The sequence below is a fragment of the Burkholderia sp. E168m22 genome, assembly GCF_001319805.1.
Lineage (GTDB): Bacteria > Pseudomonadota > Gammaproteobacteria > Burkholderiales > Burkholderiaceae > Burkholderia > Burkholderia orbicola.
This window is the reverse complement of the sequence record NZ_BBSK01000084.1, coordinates 61,377-79,106: the sequence shown is the minus strand read 5'-3', so window position 1 is coordinate 79,106 and position 17,730 is coordinate 61,377. Positions and strand designations below refer to the sequence as shown.

Sequence of the window (17,730 nt, the reverse complement as noted above, 5' to 3'; positions counted from 1 at the left end):
CGATGGCGCGCGCTCACGAGATGCTGACCGTCCAGTCCGGCGACGTGAAACTCGCCGTCTACGTAAGCGGGTCGCGCCGCGCGCCGCCGCTGATCCTCGTGCACGGCTATCCCGACTCGGCGGCCGTGTGGGCGCCGATCCGCGCGCGGCTCGCGAAGCGCTACCGCGTGATCGCGTACGACGTGCGCGGCGCCGGCGCATCCGATGCGCCGCGCCGCCGCGCCGACTACACGCTCGAGCGGCTCGCCGGCGACCTGAAGGCAGTCGCCGACGCGACCTGCGGCGGCCGGCCGTTCCATCTCGTCGGCCACGACTGGGGCTCGATCCAGTGCTGGGAGGCCGTGACCGACCCGGCGTTGCGCGGCCGCATCGCGTCGTACACGTCGATCTCGGGCCCGTGCCTCGATCACGTGTTCCGCGCGAAGCTGCGGCTCAAGCAGAGCCTGAAGTCGTGGTACATCGGGTTCTTCCATCTGCCGGTCGTGCCGTCGCTGGTATGGCGGCTCGGCGGGGCCGCGCTGTGGCCGCGCTGGCTCCAGCTCACCGAACGCGTGCGGGCCGAGCGCGATCCCGTGCAACTGAAGAACGCGTTGAACGGGATGCAGATGTACCGTGCGAACTTTCTCGCGCGGGCCCGCAAGCCGCGTGAACGGTACGCGCAGGCGCCGGTGCAGATCCTCGTCCCGGTACGCGACCGCTACGTGACCCCCGAGATGTCGGTCGACCTCGACCGCTGGCTCGGTGACCACGTGCGCGAGGAAATCGATGGCACGCACTGGATCGTGCTGCGCCATCCCGACCTGATCGCGTCGCGGATCGACCGGTTCGCGTCCGCGCATGAACGGCCCGCGGTCGCGGCAGTACCGGCGGCGGCGCCGGCCGCGCAAACGGGCGCCGCAGTTCAGCGCAGCGGCGGCAGGCGCTTGAACAGCGTTTCGTAGTCGATCACGAGCCCGTCGTTGTCGATGTCCATTTCCGCGGTGAAATTCCGGAAGATCCCTTCGTAGCGGTAGCGGCGGCCCGGTTCGATGCACGCATAAGCCTGCTTGACCGGCGTGACCGTCAGGTCGGGCGTCGAGATGTACGCGACGTCGATCGGCCGCCGCTCGCCGCGCGCGAGCTCGAGGCGGCCGATCGGCAGCGAATTCGTAAACGGCGTCGCCGCGATGTCGATGTCGATGCAGCCGGCGAGCTCGTACAGTTCGCGGCCTGAACCGTCGCGCCAGTGCCCGGCCCCGTCGCCGTGCAGCTCGAGCGTGCCGCCGCCCATCACCTTGAGCACCGCGTACTTCACCCGCCACTGCGAATCGCACTCGACGCGATACGCAAGCCCGTACGCGCGGCCGTACCGCTGGCCGACCACGGCGCTTTCGACGACGATCGCGCCGCCACTGCGGTCGAACGTCAGATGTTCGACCCCGTCGCCTTCGAGCGACGCCCACCGCACCTCACGCATCGTTCCACCTCCTTGGTATCCCGTGTCGGGGCATCGTCACATAAATCATCGCTATCCGGAATGTCACCGTCGATCGAGTCCAGCTCGGCGGCCCGGTCGCTAGAGCGTTGAAACTGACGCGCATTGGCCCCCCCTTGGCGGCAGCCCAGCGGGCACGCGAAAACAATAGCGATGGCGCAAGTTTGATATCGAATCGCCGGAATCTCGCGAAAATGCCAACAAAACACCTCCAAGTACGCGCCCCGCACCTCTCGACGCCCCGTTTCAGGGCATCGACCTCAAATCCTGACTATCCAGAATTCCCTATTCCGGTGCATCGCGGAGTGTCCTATGCTCGCGGCTCATCCTGTTCCGCTGCCATCATGCCTACCGCCCGCCCCGCCTCGCCGTCGATCGACCTGCGCATCCTGCTGCGCGGCATCGGGCAGGTCGTGCTACAGGCGAATGCGCTCACCGGCGCGCTGCTGCTCGTCGCGCTGGCACTGACCGACCTGCGGCTCGCGTGCGCGGCGCTGGTCGGCTCGGCCGCCGCCAGCATGACGGCCGTGCTGATGGGCGCCGAACGCCGCGACGTCGAACAGGGGCTGCACGGCTTCAACGGCGCGCTGGCCGCGCTGATCGCCGTGCTGTTCGCGCCCCATCCACTCGCCGCCGTCGCGCTGATACCCTTGGTCGCGATCGGCGCGGCGCTCGTGCAACGCGCGATGCGCAAGCCGCTCGCCCGCTGGCGTCAGTGCCCGTATTCGAGCCCGTGCCTGGCCGTCACCGCGCTGTGGCTGCCGTTTGTCGCATTGCAGCATGCGGACGGCGCGAGCGCCGACGCGCTGCTGACGTTCGATTCCGCTGCCGCCGCGCTGTTGTCGGGCGTCGCTCAAACCACCTTCGCGCACGGCGCGTGGGCCGGCGCGCTGGTCGTCGCCGGCCTCGCCGTCGCGTCGCGCCGCGCGGCCGTGTTCGCGCTTGGCGGCGCGCTCGTTTCGACCGTGCTGCTGGTCGCGCTCGGCGCGAGCGGCGGCGCATTCGCCGACGGCCTGCTCGGTTTCAACGGTGCGCTCGCCGCGCTCGCGCTGATGCCGCGCGGCCCGCGTGCGGCGCTCGCGGCCGCCGCCCTCGCCGCGCTGCTCCAGTGGCTCGCGATGTGTGCGGACATCCCCGTGTTCACGGCCCCGTTCGCGCTCGCGTCGTGGGCGACCGTAGCCGTCGCGCGCCGCTTCACCCTCGGAGAACCCGATGTCATTCGCATACCGTCCTGATGCCGTGAAGCCCGGCGGCCCGATCTCGGACGCCGAACGCAAGCTGCGGGTCGACCTCGCGGCCGCGTACCGGCTCGTCGCGCTGAACGGCTGGGACGACCTGATCTACACGCATTTGTCCGCGACCGTGCCGGGCGAACCCGGCCACTTCCTGATCAATCCGTTCGGCCTCACGTTCGACGAGGTTCGCGCGTCGAACCTCGTGAAGATCGACCTGGCCGGCAACCGGATCGGCGCCAGCGAGCACGCGGTCAACGTGACCGGCTTCGCACTGCATGCGGCCGTGCACGCCGCACGCGCCGACGCGGTCTGCGTGATGCACCTGCACAATACGGCCGGCATCGCCGTGTCGATCCAGCGCGACGGGCTGCTGCCGGCGTCGCAGCATGCGCTGCGCTTTCATGGCGACCTCGCGTACCACGACTACGAAGCGCTCGCGTTCTCGCCGGCCGAGGGCGCGCGGCTGACCGCGAGCCTCGGCGCGAAATCCGCGCTGCTGCTGCGCAACCACGGCACGCTGACGGTCGGCCGGACCGTCGCCGAAGCCTATGTGCTGATGGATACGCTGATCAAGGCGTGCGACATCCAGGTGCGCGCGCAGGCCGGCGGCGGACCGCTCGTGCTGCCGGCGCCGGCCATCGCCGAGCGCACCGCGGAACAACTGCTCGACGGCGGCGCAATCGAAGGCGAACTGGAATGGCCGGCGCTGCTGCGCCGGCTCGACCGGATCGATCCGTCGTATCGCGACTGACGTTGCCTCCGCACCCGACCGCATCGTTCACCGTCAATCGTTCAATCCATTCCAACCGGAGCCTCATGCCATGCCGACTTTCAATATCCAGCTATTCGAAGGCCGCACCGTCGAGCAGAAGCGCGCATTCGTCGAAGCAATCACACGCGTCACGTGCGAAACGCTCGGCTGCGCGCCGGGCTCGGTCGACATCATCCTCACCGACGTGAAGAAGGAAAACTGGGCGACCGCCGGCAAGCTGTGGAGCGACGAGGGCTGACAACACCCCGTAAAAGGCCTGCGTCCGCACCACGAGGACGCGGCACCTCGCTCTCAGGTGCTCACATTCGTTAGTTATCCCAATATATTGTCATTGACATCAACATCGACAACTACTATTTTTATCATCACACAGACAATTTCATCACTGCATTTTAATTAACAACTATTTTCAATTAGTTTAAAAATAATCGCATTTATCACAATAGCCAGCCACTCACCTTCATCGGTGTCATCGCCAGCAATGAACTCCGGCACGCAAATTCATGCCGATACGCAACTCATTACTGCAAGTAGACACCGTGAAAATCAGAACACTCAAAGGTTACTCCGCCGCCCTGCTTTTTTCGTTGATTTCCTTCGCGAATCCCGGCGCCTGCAAATCCGTATCCACGGAACTGCGTCAACAGTTGCAACGCACTAGCCGGATGCTAACAAGGTGAACCCCATGATCACGGACAAGCAAGTCGCGCACGCCCTGAACGATATGATCCTACAAATGGGGGCCGATCTCGATCGCTCTCTGCTGACAGTCAAGGCGTCGTGCCCGGATTCAGAATTCATCGCCTATCGCGACTTCGTTTCCTCGCTATTGAACACGATGCTACTCGACTTCATGAACCCGCTCTACATGCGACATCCCGACCTGAAGCCGCCGGAGTTGACTTGACCCACATCTGCAGCGTCCGGGCGCTGCAGATGCCCGCCTCACACCCACCGCCCTTGTGCACCCGCACATCGCTTTGTCACGCAATCGGCGCATAATGCCGGACAGACGCAGCAGCCAATGGCCACCCGACGGAGACCGCCATGGAAGCGAAGAACGAGGAAGTCGTCGCACACCTGCTCTCCGATGTCGTCGAATTCGCGCGCGCCCGCCTGCCCGAAGCCACGTTCCGGATCGTCGAACCCTTCCTGCGTCACTACTACGATTTCGTCGACGCCGACGATCTGCAGAATCGCAGCATCGCCGACCTGTACGGCGCCGCGATGGCGCACTGGCAGACCGCCCAGAAATTCGTGCCCGGCAGCGAACGCCTGCGCGTGTACAACCCGATCCTCGAACAGCACGGCTGGCATTCCGATCACACGGTGATCGAGATCGTCAACGACGACATGCCGTTCCTGGTCGACTCGGTGACGATGGCCGTCAACCGTCTCGGGCTCGCGCTGCATTCGGCGCTGCATCCGGTGTTCCGCATCTGGCGCGGCGCCGGCGGCGGCATCGAGCGGGTCGACGCGGGCGGCGCGACCTCGAGCGACGGCCAGTCGCAACTCGCGTCGTTCATCCATTTCGAAGTCGACCGCTGCGGCGACGCCGCGCTGCTCGACACGCTGCGCGAGGACATCGCACGCGTGCTCGGCGACGTGCGCGCGTCGGTGGAGGACTGGCCGAAGATCGTCGACATCGCCCGCGCGACGATCAAGGAGATGAAGGCGCGCGAAGCGACCGCGGAGGACATCGAGGCGCGCGCATTCCTCGAATGGATGGCCGCCGATCACTTCACGTTCCTCGGCCAGCGCGACTACGCGCTCGTGTCGGACGGCACGGGCTTCGGCCTGCGCGGCATCGAGGGCTCGGGCTTCGGCATCCTGCGCGAATCGCTGCGCACGTCCGACGCGCCCGACGTCACGCCGCTGCCGCAGGCCGCCGCCGACATCATCACCGGCGCGTGGCCGATCTTCCTGACCAAGGCGAATTCGCGCGCGACGGTGCACCGGCCCGGCTATCTCGACTACGTCGGCGTGAAACTCGTCGGCGCCGACGGCAAGGTCACCGGCGAGCGCCGCTTCATCGGGCTCTACACATCGACCGCATACATGGTGTCGAGCGCCGAGATCCCGATCGTGCGCCGCAAGTGCGCGAACATCGTGCGGCGCGCGGGCTTTTTGCCGAAGGGGCATCTCGGCAAGTCGCTCGTGACGGTGCTCGAAACCTATCCGCGCGACGAACTGTTCCAGGCCGACGAAGACCAGCTCTACGACATCGCGCTCGGCATCCTGCGCCTGCAGGAACACCAGCGCACGCGCCTGTTCGTGCGGCGCGACCGGTTCGACCGCTTCGTGTCGTGTCTCGTGTTCGTGCCGCGCGACAAGTACAACACCGACCTGCGCCGCCGCATCGCGAAGCTGCTGGTCGACGCGTACAACGGCGTGAACGTCGAATTCACGCCGCTGCTGTCGGAATCGGCGATCGCGCGGATTCATTTCGTCGTGCATGCGGAACCGGGCACGATGCCCGACGTCGACACGCGCGAACTCGAAACGCGGCTCGTGCAAGTCACGCGCCGCTGGCAGGACGATCTCGCCGACGCGCTGCTCGACGCATTCGGCGAAGAACAAGGCAACCGTCTGCTGCAACGCTATGCCGAGTCGTTCCCGGCCGGCTATCGCGACGACTATCCGGCGCGCACGGCCGTGCGCGACATCGAGCTGATCGAGCGCGTGAAGGACTCGGGCCAGCTCGCGATGAACCTGTACCGGCCGATCGAGGCCGGGCCGCGCGCGTTCCGCTTCAAGGTCTATCGCGCGGGCGACCCGATCGCGCTGTCGCGCAGCCTGCCGATGCTCGAACATCTCGGCGTGCGCGTCGACGAGGAGCGGCCATACCGGATCCAGACGCAGGATGGCGCGCATGCGTGGATACACGATTTCGGCCTCGAGCTCGCGGACGATACCGAGTTCGACATCGAGCGCGTGAAAGGCCTGTTCGAGGATGCATTCGACCGGATCTGGAGCGGCCGGATCGAGAACGACGACTTCAACCGCCTCGTGCTGCGCGCCCACCTGAGCGCACGCGAAGTGACGATCCTGCGCGCGTATGCGAAATACCTGCGGCAGGTCGGCTCGACCTTCAGCGACGCATATATCGAACGCGCGCTGACCGGCAATCCGGCGATCGCGCGCCAACTCGTCGAACTGTTCCTGCTGCGCTTCGACCCGCGCATCGGCGACACGCGCGACGTGCAGGCCGAACGGCTGCTGAAGGCGATCGAAGGCGCGCTCGACCAGGTGCCGAACCTCGACGAGGACCGCATCCTGCGCCAGTTCCTCGGCGTGATCAACGCGACCGAGCGCACGAACTACTTCCTCGCCGACGCGAACGGCGAGCCGAAACCGTACCTGTCGTTCAAGTTCAACCCGGCGAAGGTGCCCGGCCTGCCCGAACCGAAGCCGATGTTCGAGATCTGGGTGTACTCGCCGCGGGTCGAGGGCGTGCACCTGCGCGGCGGGCGCGTCGCACGCGGCGGCCTGCGCTGGTCGGATCGCCGCGAGGATTTCCGCACCGAGGTGCTCGGGCTGATGAAGGCGCAGATGGTGAAGAACGTCGTGATCGTGCCGGTCGGCTCGAAAGGCGGCTTCGTCGTGAAGAACCCGCCGCCGCAGAGCGATCGCGAAGCGTGGATGCGCGAAGGCATCGCGTGCTACCAGACGTTCCTGCGCGGGCTGCTCGACCTCACCGACAACCTCGCCGGCAACGCGATCGTGCCGCCGCCCGACGTGGTGCGCCACGACCCCGACGATCCGTATCTCGTCGTCGCCGCCGACAAGGGCACGGCCACCTTCTCCGACTACGCGAACGCGATCTCGCACGAATACGGCTTCTGGCTCGACGACGCGTTCGCGTCCGGCGGCTCGGTCGGCTACGACCACAAGAAGATGGCGATCACCGCGCGCGGTGCATGGGAATCGGTGAAGCGGCACTTCCGCGAAATGGGCATCGACACGCAGGCGACCGACTTCACCGTGGTCGGCGTCGGCGACATGTCGGGCGACGTGTTCGGCAACGGGATGCTGCTGTCGCCGCATATCCGGCTCGTCGCCGCGTTCGATCACCGGCACGTGTTCCTCGACCCGAACCCCGACCCGGCGACGAGCTTCGCGGAGCGCCAGCGCATGTTCGCGCTCGAACGCTCGAGCTGGGCCGACTACGATACGTCGGTGATCTCGGCGGGCGGCGGCGTGTATCCGCGCACCGCGAAGACGATCCCGCTGTCGCCGGCGGTACAGGCCGCGCTCGGCATCGACGCGCACGCGCTGCCGCCGACCGAGCTGATCCGCGCGATCCTGCAGGCGCCGGTCGACCTGCTGTACAACGGCGGCATCGGCACCTACGTGAAGGCGGCGCGCGAAACCCACGCGCAGGTCGGCGACCGCGCGAACGACGCGGTGCGCGTGAATGGCGCGGACCTGCGCTGCAAGGTCGTCGGCGAAGGCGGCAATCTCGGCTGCACGCAGTTCGGTCGCATCGAGTTCGCGCAGCGCGGCGGCCGCATCAATACCGATGCGATCGACAACTCGGCCGGCGTCGATTGTTCGGATCACGAAGTCAACATCAAGATCCTGCTCGGGCTTGTCGTCTCCGACGGCGAAATGACCGAGAAGCAGCGCAACGCGCTGCTCGCGGAAATGACCGACGAAGTCGGCTTGCTCGTGCTGCGCGACAACTACTACCAGACGCAGGCGCTGTCGATCGCGGGCCGCTATGCGGTCGAGCTGCTCGACGCCGAGGCGCGGCTGATGCGCTGGCTCGAACGCGCGGGCCGCCTGAACCGCGTGATCGAATTCCTGCCGACCGACGACGAAGTCGCCGAGCGGCAGGCCGCGAAGCTCGGCCTCACGTCGCCGGAGCGTGCGGTGCTGCTCGCGTACAGCAAGATGTGGCTCTACGATGCGCTGCTCGAATCCGACGTGCCCGAGGACCCGCTCGTCGCCGCGATGCTCGTCGACTACTTCCCGAAGCCGCTGCAACAGCGCTTCAGCGAGCCGATGCGCCGCCATCCGCTGCGCCGCGAGATTCTCGCGACGCACCTGACCAACGCGCTCGTGAACCGCGTCGGCTGCGCATTCGTGCACCGGCTGATGGAGGAAACCGACGCGAAGCCGGGCGACATCGTGCGCGCCTGCATCATGGCGCGCGACGTATTCGACCTCGATGCGGTGTGGCGCGATATCGATGCGCTCGACAACCGCGTCGCCGACGACGTGCAGGCGCGCATGTTCGTCGACGTCGCGCGGCTGCTGGAGCGCGCGGCGCTGTGGTTCCTGCGGCATCTGCAGTCGGGCGCGGTGGCCGACGGCGGCGTTGCCGGATTGATCGCGCGTTGCCGCGACGCGGTGCAGCGGATCGCGCCGCAACTGCCGTCGTTGCTGCCGGGCGACGATCTGGAAGCGCTGTCCGAGCGGCAGCGCGTGCTGGTCGACGCGGGCGTCGACAGCGCGCTCGCGGTACGCGTCGCGAGCGGCGACATCTCGGCCGCGCTGCTCGACATCGCCGAAGTGGCGGCGACCTGCAACCGCAGCCTCGAACTCGTCGCGGGCGTCTATTTCTCGCTCGGCACGCTGCTCAATTACGGCTGGATCGGCGAACGCGCGGCGAACCTGCCGACGCCGACGCACTGGGACATGCTCGCGCGCGCCGCCGCACTCGCGGAAGTCGCGCGGCTCAAGCGCACGCTCGCGACCAGCGCGCTCGCGGAATCGCCGGATTCGACCACGCCGGACACGATCGTCGGCGCATGGCGCGCGCGCCGCGAGGCCGCGCTCGCGCGCTACGAGCACCTGCTCGCGGATCTGCGCGCATCCGGCGGCGCGAGCCTCGCGGTGCTGCTCGTGGTCGTGCGGGAAATGGCCGTGCTCGAACGGGCGTGACGCGCGTGACGGATGCGACGGGTCAAACCGTCGCGACCAGCAACTCTTCCGCGCGGCTCGGCGGCCGCAGGCCGTCCGTGCGATCGGCGAAATAACGGCGCGTCAGCTCGGCGGCCGACACGTGTTCGGCCTTCGCAAAACCGGCCTCCCGAGCGAGCGCCTGAATCTGGTCCGGCATGAAGAAGCTGATGAACGGCGTGCCGCTCGCCCGCGCGCCCTTCGCGGCCATTTCCAGCCCCGGGCGCACGTCCAGCGCCGCGTTCTCGAGCGGCAGCAGGAACGTCATCGCGAACGTCGACCCCGGCGCGAGCGACGCCACTTCGCGCAGCGCGGCCGCATTCGCTTCGCGCGTCAGGTACATGCTGACGCCGGTGGACACCACGACCGCCGGCTGGCCGGCATCGAAGCCCGCACCGACGAGCGCGTCGCGCCACGACTGCTTCGCCTCGAAATCGACCGGCACGAAACGCAGCCAGTCGGGCACGCCGTAGCCGAGTTCGACCAGGCGGCGTTGTTTCCAGCGCTGCGGCGCCGGCTGGTCGACTTCGAACACGGTCACGCGCGATGCCATCTCCGGCCGGCGCTGCACGAAGCTGTCTAGCCCTGCGCCCAGGATCACGTACTGGCGCACGCCGCGCGCGGCGTGCTCGGTCACGAGATCCTCGATGAAGCGCGCCCGCGCGACGATCGACGCGCGAAACGGCCGAGTAAACTGCGGGTCCATGTCGCCGCGCTGCTGCCAGCCGGGTTCGGGTGCGAGCAATTGCAGCCCGATTTCGTCCGTGAGCACATGCGGTGGGGCGTCGAGCTCGACGTGCAACGCGCGCCACAGCGCGACGCGTGCGGCCGTGCTGTCGGGCGCATCGTCTTCGCGGTTATCCGTCATGTCGACCTCACGCGCCCTGCTTGCCCGGCGCCTGCAGGCGCCACACGCGGCCGTCCGGATCGCGCACGGTCATGTCGCGCGTGCCCCAGTGCGTGTCCTCGAACGGCGTGACGACGTCGACGATCGGCTGGGGCTGCACCGCCTGCTCGTCGGCTACCTTGAGCACGACCTGCATGTCGGGCGGTTCGCTCGGCGGCACTTCCGCGATGAACAGGAACGGACCGTCGCCGCTGCGCAACTGGCCCGAGTGGTGATCGGTTTCGAATTCCAGCTTGAAACCCAGTGCCTGAAAGAACTTCGCCGACTTGCCCCAGTTGTGCGTGGTCAAATACACGGCTTCGATTCGTTCGGATGACATGCTCACTCCTCCTGATTGGACGGTCCCGCGCCGGGCGGCGGCGCGGCCAGATACGCGCGCAACGCGTCGGCCACCAGCGCGGACAGCGATTGCTCCGTTTCGATGGCGCGATGCTTGACCTGCCGGATCAGGCCGAGCGGCAGGTACACGTTGAATTGCTTCACTTCTTCGTCGGTCATGGGTACTAGTATGCTAGCAATCTAGCAAAAGTCAATCGAGAACGATGGCGGCATGGGTACAGGGGCCGCCGTCGGAGGTCGTGCGTCCGCGTTACTTTGCGGCGTGCGCCGCGAGCCGCTCGAACAGCGCGTCGAGATCGAATCCCGCTGTATTGATGCCGATCGTGTCGCGCAGGCACGCGGCCCAGTCGGCTGCGTTGTCGAACGTGACCGTGCGCCCGGCCCCGGCCGCGTCGCGCAGCGTCAGCACGGTGTTGAGCAGCGCCGCGCGGCCGTCCGGCAGCACGCGGCACGCGATCAGGTCGTTCACGAAGATCGATTCGGGATACGTCGACGTGAACCAGTTCGCGGCGTCGTAATCGATCCATTCGGCCGGCTTCAGCGAGAAGCGGTAGGTCGTCTGCCAGCCGTCGGGAATCTCGAACTGCATGTCGAATTCGCCGTCGACCGGCGCGTCGATCACGCGAAACGCGCCGTGCGGCGTCAGTTGCCGCTCGCCCGGCACGAAGCGCAGCGGCGCGGTCAGCGTCGCGCTGCCGAAGCCGATGTCCGCGAGCCACGCCGCGCCGTCGAGGTCGATGCGCAGCAGCATGTGCGTCTGCGCGGTGACGATCTCGGGCGGCCGCATCCAGCGCACGCGCGCGATCAGCGGCGTCACGCGAAAGCCGATCGTCGTGAGCGCGGTGTAGAACAGCTTGTTGAGTTCGAAGCAATAGCCGCCGCGGCGGCGTTCGATCACCTTGTCGACGAGCGCGGGCAGGTCGAGCGCGACGCGCGCGCCGGTCAGCGGATTGAGGTTTTCGAACGGAATCGCCTGCGGGTGCAGCAGATGCAGCCGGCGCAGCACGTCGAGCGTCGGCTCGGCCGGGCCGTCGTAGCCGATGCGGGAGAAATAGCGCGAGAGATCGAACGAGTCAGTCATGAACCGGCACCGATAAGGGAACACGCCACGATAGCATCGCGCGAAATCCCCATGGTGTGCGGGACTATTGTGCGTAGCCGGCGCGCGCGATGCCGGCCGCGCATCGCGCTTGCACCGGCACCGGCACCGGCACCGGCACCGGCACTACGTTACGGCAGCAGCTTCAGCGCGGACGACGCTACCGGCGGCACCGAAATGCCCTGACTCGTCGCGAACTGTACGGCCTGGCCGAGCGTCGCGGCAAGCGACTGCAACTGGCCCGGCGCGCTTTGCGCGATATACGACGCGGCCTGCATGCTCTGCGGATTCAGGCCCGATTGCAGCAGCGACGCGGCGCTCGTCGAGCCGAGACTACCGAGCCCCGACTGCAGTTGCGAATACTGCGTGAGCCCCTGGCCGAGCGACGCGAGGCCGTTGCTGAACGCCTGCTTGTCGATCGGGCCGTGCGTGGCGCCGCCGCTCGCGAACGCCTGGCCGAGCGCCTGCGACACCGATTGCTGCGCGCCGCCCATCTGCGACAGCGTGGCCGGCGACAGCGCATCGCCGCCGGACAACTGGCTCGCGGCCTGTTGCGCCTGCCCGGCCGCCCCGGTCAGCCCCATCGCCGACGCGAGCGACGACTGGCCGTTCAGCACCTGCTGGTTCGCACCGACATAGGCCTGCAGCAACTGCGCGACACCGCCCTGCGCAGGCGCCGCCTGCTGCTGCCCGCCGCCGAGCAGCGACGCGCCGATCGACTGCAGGTCGAGCTGCGCGTGCGCGGCACCGCTCACCAGGAGGCCGAACGCGATGCCTGCCGAGGCCAGATGCCGGCCCGTCGCGCGAATGTGCTTCATGTGTTTCCCTCGTGCCCGAATTGTGTTGAGGCGATATTGTCGAAGCGCGTCGCGCGCCGCCGCAACGACTGAAACACATCGAAACGAAATCAGGCCGCGCCGCTGCTTGCAATTCGGCGACCGACGCACCCCGTCGCGCAGATTCGCGCACGTTTGCCGCGCGATGTCGGGCACGCATCGCGATTCTTTCTCGGGTTGCATCAATGGGCGCCGGCTGCGGCCCGCGCCCGCGACGCGATGAAACGCATCCGCCGGCGCGCTTCGCGTCGAGCGATGCAAAACGAAACGGGCAGCCGTCGCCGCCCGTTTCGTCGCCCGGCTGCCGGCTACCGACTACCGGCGGCTACCGTTTACCACCCGCCTGCCGGCCGCGCCATCACGCCGCCATCCACGCCGGCACGCGCCGCGCCACCCAGTCGGCCGCCTGCTCGTAACCGTGCGCGAGCTGCAGCACGGCGAGATCGGCGCGCGGGCGCCCGATCAGTTGCATCCCCATCGGCAACCCTGCGTCGTTGAAGCCGACCGGCACGTTGATCACCGGGCAGCCGGCCAGCGTCCACGGCACGACCGTTTCCATCCAGCGGTGGTACGTGTCCATCGCGCGGCCCGCGATCTCCTTCGGCCAGCGCTGCTCGACGTCGAACGGGAACACCTGCGCGGTCGGCGCCGCGATGAAGTCGTAGCGGTCGAAGAAGCTCAGCACCGCCTGATGCCATGCGGTCCGCTCGACGCTCGCATCGAACACCACCGCGCCCTGCAGCGCGAGCAGCCCTTCGACCTCGTAGATCGCCTCGGGCTTCAGCAACGCGCGGCGCGCCGGGTCGCGATAGTGCGCGAGCAGCCCGCCGCCCGACAGCAGGTGCCGGTGCGTGAGCCACAAACGCCAGATCCGGGCGGGCGCGAACGCCGGCAGCGCGGCATCGACGTCGCAGCCGATCTCGCGCAGCGTCGCCAGACCGTGCTCGCACTGCGCGAGCACGCCGGCCTCGGTCGCGAGATAGCCGTTCCAGTCGCCGACCCACGCGATGCGCTTGCCACGCAGCTCCGCGTCGAGCGGCTGCGCGAACACCGCCGGATCTTCCGCGAGCGACAGCGGATCGTTGCGGTCGTAGCCGGCCTGGATCGCGAGCAGTTGCGCGACGTCGCCGACGGTGCGGCCCATCGGCCCTTCGATGCCGAGCTGCTGCACGAACACGTCGACGCCCGGCCAGCGCGGCACGCGGCCCTGCGACGGACGGAAGCCGACGATGTTGCAGAACGCGGCCGGATTGCGCAGCGACCCGCCGAAATCGCTGCCGTCCGCCACCGGCAGCATCCGCGACGCGAGCGCCGCCGCCGTGCCGCCGCTGCTGCCGCCCGCGCTCTTCGTCAGGTCGTACGGGTTGCGCGTCGCGCCGTAGACCTCGTTGAACGTGTGCGAACCGAGCCCGAACTCGGGTGTATTGGTCTTGCCGATGAAGATCGCGCCGGCCGCGCGCATCCGCGCGACGCCGACGGAATCGGCCTGCGGCACGTTCTCGCGGAAGATCGGCGAGCCGTAGGTCGTGCGCAGCCCCTTCGTCATCGCCAGATCCTTCGGCGCCTGCGGCATCCCGTGCAGCCACCCGCGGTATTCGCCACGCGCCAGCTCCGCGTCCTTTTCCGCGGCTTCCGCCAGCAGCGCATCGCGGTCGCGCAGCGCGACGATCGCGTTGACCGCGCCGTTCACGCGCTCGATGTGATCGAGATACGCACGCATCGTCTCGACGCACGAAACCGCCTTGGTGCGGATCGCCGACGAGAGTTCGCCGGCCGACAGGCGCACGATCGGATCGACGGAAATGGAAGCGGGAGCGAGAAACTGCGGGGCGCCGTGCGGCATGCGGGGTCTCCTGGAGTCGGAATGGCGGGCCGCTTGACGGCGCTCGCTCCCCTGCCCGCCGGGAGGCCGCCGCGCCGCGGCCGATGCTCTACTCTACGTGACGCCGGATACTCGACCTCCGATATTTTCGGTCGCGATTCATTGAAGATCCGACTAAATCCGGGCGCCCCATGCCGAACTGCCCAGACCGTCACGCTGGATGAAATCGTTTATGCGCATAAACTTAAATTTCTTATATTTTTAATCGGCGCACCACGGGACCGCGCGTGTTGACGACATTTTTATGCGGCCAGCCGATCTCTTTAGATCGTTTCGCGCGGCCGCCCGCTACGCTGGAAGCACTTCGTTTCCGGGTTCATCGTCCATGCTCAAGCTGCTGGTTCCGGTCGGTCATTCGCCGCGCTCGCTTCAGGTGGTTCGCCATGCGACGTTTCTGTATCGCGAGCGCTGCGCGTCGGAGGTCGTGCTGATCAACGTACAGGCGCCGCTCGAATCGACGCGGCTCGAGGCCTGGCACCCGCTGTCGCGGTTGCGTGCGATCGAAGAAAAATTCGCGGCCGGTGATCTGGCGATGGCGGAGCGGATTCTGAAGGAGGCCGGCGTCCAATACACCGTCGTGATGAAGGTCGGCCCGGTGGCCGACATGATCGCGGCCGTGGCAACCGAAACCGGCTGCGACGAAATCGTGGTGGTCGCGCCGCGGCATGATCCGCTGCATACGTTGATGGCGGTGTTCCGGCGCAGCGTGATGGCCCGGCTGGTGCGGATTTCGAACGTACCGGTGACGGCGGTGCAATAACGGGAGCGGCGGGTCGTGCGTGCGCATGGTGCGCACGCTGTCGCGCGACGCTCAGTCGATGGCCTTGCGCCAGAACACGAAATAGGCGGCCGCCGAAGACGCCAGCAGCAGGATGGCCCACATCGGGGCAAGACTGATCAGCACGGAAGAGACGTTCAACATTTGGATTCCTCACTATTTCGACAGCGATATTCAACACCTGCGTGCTTGCCGGACCTGACGCATCGACCTCGCGTCGCGTTCCGTCAAATCATGCATTCATGCTATCGCCTTGAACGGTCGCGTGACCGCCGCCGCCTGCCCGCACCCTGACATTCGTCAAACTCCCGCGCATTGCCCGCCCGTCGAACGGCGAAGTAAAAACAGGACGGGATCGCCCTGCTCCGCCACCGCTTTCAGCAGACGTTTACCGGGGGAAGCCCCAAGTGCTTCGCCGAACGTGTCCGCGTACGCTTGGGCGACGAGGAGACGAACCATGAGACGAGCCGTCCATATCGCTGTTTTTGCCCTGCTGGCGTATCTCATCGGCGATCGCGCGATCCTGCACGCGCAGGGCCGCGACGCCAGCCCGCTCGCGTGCGAGCAAGGCGCCGCGCAGGTGAAGGCCGACGCGCTCGGTCGCGGCTTCGGCGAAGCCGCCGCCGGCAGCCAGAGCGAGGCCTTCATGTCGGGCTGTCTGGTGACGGGCCGCGGCAATCAGGACGTCGCGATGGCGGCGCGCTGACGCGTATCATCATCCGGCGGCGAGCCAGCCACGCCCGAAGTCACGGGTGCGGGCACCGGTTCGCGCTGCCCGCCGCCACTGCCCCGATCGACATTTCGACGGACGTCACCGTCCGCCCTCCCTGCCCGTTACGCCCAACATGCCCCATTCGAACACCGAGTTGATCCAGCGCTTCTACACGGCCTTCCAGCAGCGCGACATCGACGCGATGCTCGCGTGCTACGCCGACGACATCGTGTTCAGCGATCCCGCGTTCGGCGAGCTGCGCGGCGAACTCGCGCGCGACATGTGGCGAATGCTGGTCGCGCGGGCCCAGGAGTTCTCGCTGACGTTCGGCGAAGTCGCCGCGGACGACCAGGCCGGGCGCGCGAAGTGGAGCGCGCAATACCGGTTCGCCGCGACCGGACGAAGGGTGGTCAACCGGATCGACGCCCGCTTCCGGTTTCGCGACGGACGCATCGTCGAGCATCGCGACCATTTCGACCTGTGGCGCTGGGCGCGTCAGGCGCTCGGGATGAAAGGCGCGCTGCTCGGCTGGACGCCCTTCATGCAGCGCGCGATCCGCGCGCAGGCACGGAAAAACCTCGACGCATACCGAGCCAAACGAAAATAAGCCGCGCGCCACGGCCGCTTCGCTACGGCTTCATCGTCGCGTTGATCAGGTCGTAGGCCATGTCCGGCGCCACGCCGTCCGGGTTCTTGAGCCCATTCTCGCGATACCAGCTTTCATCGGCTTCGGGATGCGGGCCGGCAAGGCCGACACGCCCTTTGCCATAGCGGTACGTGGCGGCCGCGATGTCCTTGTTCGGGTAGATCGCCAGCACGATCCCGCCGGAGCCGAGCGGCGCGACCGGCAGCCTCGCGCCGTCCTGGTAGTAGATCCAACGCTTTTTCCCGCGCCAGACGACCGGCGTCACCGTGTCGGCGATGCCGTGCAGCGTCGAACCCGGCCGGTCGACCTCGGAGTCGATATCGCCGGCAACCAGCCCGAAACCCTGCGCGCCGGCCAGGTACGCGCCCATGCAGAGCCCCAGGTATCGGCCGCCGTTCGCGACGTACTGGCGCACGGCCCTGATTGCATGTCGGCCGATGCTGGCTGCCGCGCCTGGAATGTCCTGGCCGCCGCCCGGCTGCACATAGAGCGCCGCACCGGCCAGCGCCGCGGGCGTGATCTTGAGCGGTTCCGCCGGCCCCACGTAGATCACCCGGAACCGGTAGTCCGACTCCCGCAGGCGGGCAGCGATGGTTTCGGGGCACCCGTCGCACGCGGCCGGACCGCGATAGACCAGCGCGACCGGCCGGCTGGCCGCGTCGCGCGCTGCGTCGCCGGTCGTGGCCGCGTGAACGGCCACTGACGCGACGAGCGCCACCATCAGGAAAATCGCGTCTCTGGAGCGCATGTCGTGAATCGCCGAAGTCAAGGGAATCGCCGCCACTCGGGCCGGATCGGCAGGCGCGCGCGTGCCCCCGCCCCCCGTTCCGAAACCCGATTGCAAGCTGCGTGCAGGCAGCGTAGCCGTCCGAATGCGCGCCGTGTGTACCGTTTCCTGCAGGCTTGTACAGATATGTGCGACACCGACGACCTGAACCGCCACCCCGCATCCGCCCGCAGGACCCCGCCCGACAAGGCCGACTCCGCCATGCAGCCGCGCCTCCCGTCTTTCGCACCGCCAAGTCTTATATAAGACATAAGACATTTGACGTTCCACCTCATTGAGATTAGAATCCCGCTCAAAGCAGTGCCTGGAATAGCCCCGGAGTGCCGGCAAGGCCTTCCCCTCCAACGCAATATCAG

General features: G+C 67.5%; 17 protein-coding genes. 9 read left to right on the top strand and 8 right to left on the bottom strand.

All coding sequences use genetic code 11. The annotated features are described in order from the left end of the window. Positions 1–2 precede the first annotated feature (2 nt). A complete protein-coding gene (locus tag AP428_RS18860) occupies positions 3–941 on the top strand; it encodes an alpha/beta fold hydrolase (protein WP_011547451.1) in 939 nt (312 codons plus the stop codon). Here the strand turns inward: AP428_RS18860 and AP428_RS18855 are convergent. Next, on the bottom strand, positions 902–1,456 hold the full coding sequence (locus AP428_RS18855; RefSeq protein ID WP_011547450.1) for a putative glycolipid-binding domain-containing protein: 555 nt from the start codon (positions 1,454–1,456) through the stop codon (positions 902–904). The two genes, AP428_RS18860 and AP428_RS18855, sit on opposite strands and share 40 nt — an antisense overlap. A 362-nt stretch (positions 1,457–1,818) precedes the next feature. On the opposite strand from AP428_RS18855, the gene AP428_RS18850 reads away from it, so the two are divergent. The 5 genes from AP428_RS18850 (at position 1,819) to AP428_RS18830 (ending at position 9,370) form a co-directional block, all read left to right on the top strand. Beyond that, positions 1,819–2,709 carry an urea transporter gene (locus AP428_RS18850; RefSeq protein WP_011547449.1) on the top strand — a complete coding sequence of 297 codons (891 nt, stop codon included), beginning with the start codon at positions 1,819–1,821 and terminating at the stop codon, positions 2,707–2,709. Continuing rightward, a complete protein-coding gene (locus AP428_RS18845; protein ID WP_011547448.1) occupies positions 2,687–3,460 on the top strand; it encodes a class II aldolase/adducin family protein in 774 nt (257 codons plus the stop codon). The genes AP428_RS18850 and AP428_RS18845 overlap by 23 nt, the downstream gene beginning before the upstream one ends. A 70-nt stretch (positions 3,461–3,530) precedes the next feature. Then, a complete protein-coding gene (locus AP428_RS18840) occupies positions 3,531–3,719 on the top strand; it encodes a 4-oxalocrotonate tautomerase (protein ID WP_011547447.1) in 189 nt (62 codons plus the stop codon). 447 nt (positions 3,720–4,166) lie between these two features. Then, on the top strand, positions 4,167–4,388 hold the full coding sequence (locus AP428_RS18835; protein ID WP_012339784.1) for a hypothetical protein: 222 nt from the start codon (positions 4,167–4,169) through the stop codon (positions 4,386–4,388). A 140-nt stretch (positions 4,389–4,528) separates the two neighbouring features. After that, a complete protein-coding gene (locus tag AP428_RS18830) occupies positions 4,529–9,370 on the top strand; it encodes an NAD-glutamate dehydrogenase (RefSeq protein ID WP_011547446.1) in 4,842 nt (1,613 codons plus the stop codon). Between the two features lie 22 nt (positions 9,371–9,392). Here AP428_RS18830 and AP428_RS18825 read toward each other — a convergent pair whose 3' ends face one another. From AP428_RS18825 to AP428_RS18800, 6 genes are all read right to left on the bottom strand, one after another. Next, a complete protein-coding gene (locus AP428_RS18825) occupies positions 9,393–10,256 on the bottom strand; it encodes a class I SAM-dependent methyltransferase (RefSeq protein WP_011547445.1) in 864 nt (287 codons plus the stop codon). Positions 10,257–10,263: 7 nt separating this feature from the next. Continuing rightward, the gene (locus AP428_RS18820) at positions 10,264–10,614 is read right to left on the bottom strand and encodes a glyoxalase/bleomycin resistance/extradiol dioxygenase family protein (RefSeq protein WP_011547444.1); all 351 of its coding nucleotides are present in this window, start codon (positions 10,612–10,614) and stop codon (positions 10,264–10,266) included. Between the two features lie 2 nt (positions 10,615–10,616). Beyond that, positions 10,617–10,793 (bottom strand): ribbon-helix-helix domain-containing protein, encoded by a 177-nt coding sequence (locus tag AP428_RS18815; RefSeq protein WP_006478745.1) that lies wholly within the window; start codon positions 10,791–10,793, stop codon positions 10,617–10,619. A gap of 91 nt (positions 10,794–10,884) precedes the next feature. Continuing rightward, a complete protein-coding gene (locus tag AP428_RS18810; protein WP_011547443.1) occupies positions 10,885–11,715 on the bottom strand; it encodes an arylamine N-acetyltransferase in 831 nt (276 codons plus the stop codon). A gap of 149 nt (positions 11,716–11,864) precedes the next feature. Beyond that, entirely contained in the window at positions 11,865–12,551 is a 687-nt protein-coding gene (locus tag AP428_RS18805) for a hypothetical protein (RefSeq protein WP_011547442.1), read from the bottom strand. A gap of 376 nt (positions 12,552–12,927) precedes the next feature. Continuing rightward, on the bottom strand, positions 12,928–14,412 hold the full coding sequence (locus AP428_RS18800) for an amidase (RefSeq protein WP_011547441.1): 1,485 nt from the start codon (positions 14,410–14,412) through the stop codon (positions 12,928–12,930). Between the two features lie 364 nt (positions 14,413–14,776). Between AP428_RS18800 and AP428_RS18795 the strand changes: the two genes are divergently transcribed. The 3 genes from AP428_RS18795 (at position 14,777) to AP428_RS18785 (ending at position 16,548) form a co-directional block, all read left to right on the top strand. Continuing rightward, on the top strand, positions 14,777–15,211 hold the full coding sequence (locus AP428_RS18795; protein ID WP_011694775.1) for a universal stress protein: 435 nt from the start codon (positions 14,777–14,779) through the stop codon (positions 15,209–15,211). Positions 15,212–15,686: 475 nt separating this feature from the next. Then, on the top strand, positions 15,687–15,935 hold the full coding sequence (locus tag AP428_RS18790) for a hypothetical protein (RefSeq protein ID WP_006478739.1): 249 nt from the start codon (positions 15,687–15,689) through the stop codon (positions 15,933–15,935). A gap of 139 nt (positions 15,936–16,074) precedes the next feature. Further along, positions 16,075–16,548, top strand: coding sequence for a nuclear transport factor 2 family protein (locus tag AP428_RS18785; protein ID WP_011547438.1), 474 nt, complete (start codon positions 16,075–16,077; stop codon positions 16,546–16,548). A gap of 22 nt (positions 16,549–16,570) precedes the next feature. Here the strand turns inward: AP428_RS18785 and AP428_RS18780 are convergent, their stop codons facing one another. Next, positions 16,571–17,530: a BPL-N domain-containing protein gene (locus tag AP428_RS18780; RefSeq protein WP_227746102.1), complete on the bottom strand. Its 960-nt coding sequence runs from the start codon at positions 17,528–17,530 to the stop codon at positions 16,571–16,573. Positions 17,531–17,730: the final 200 nt, after the last annotated feature.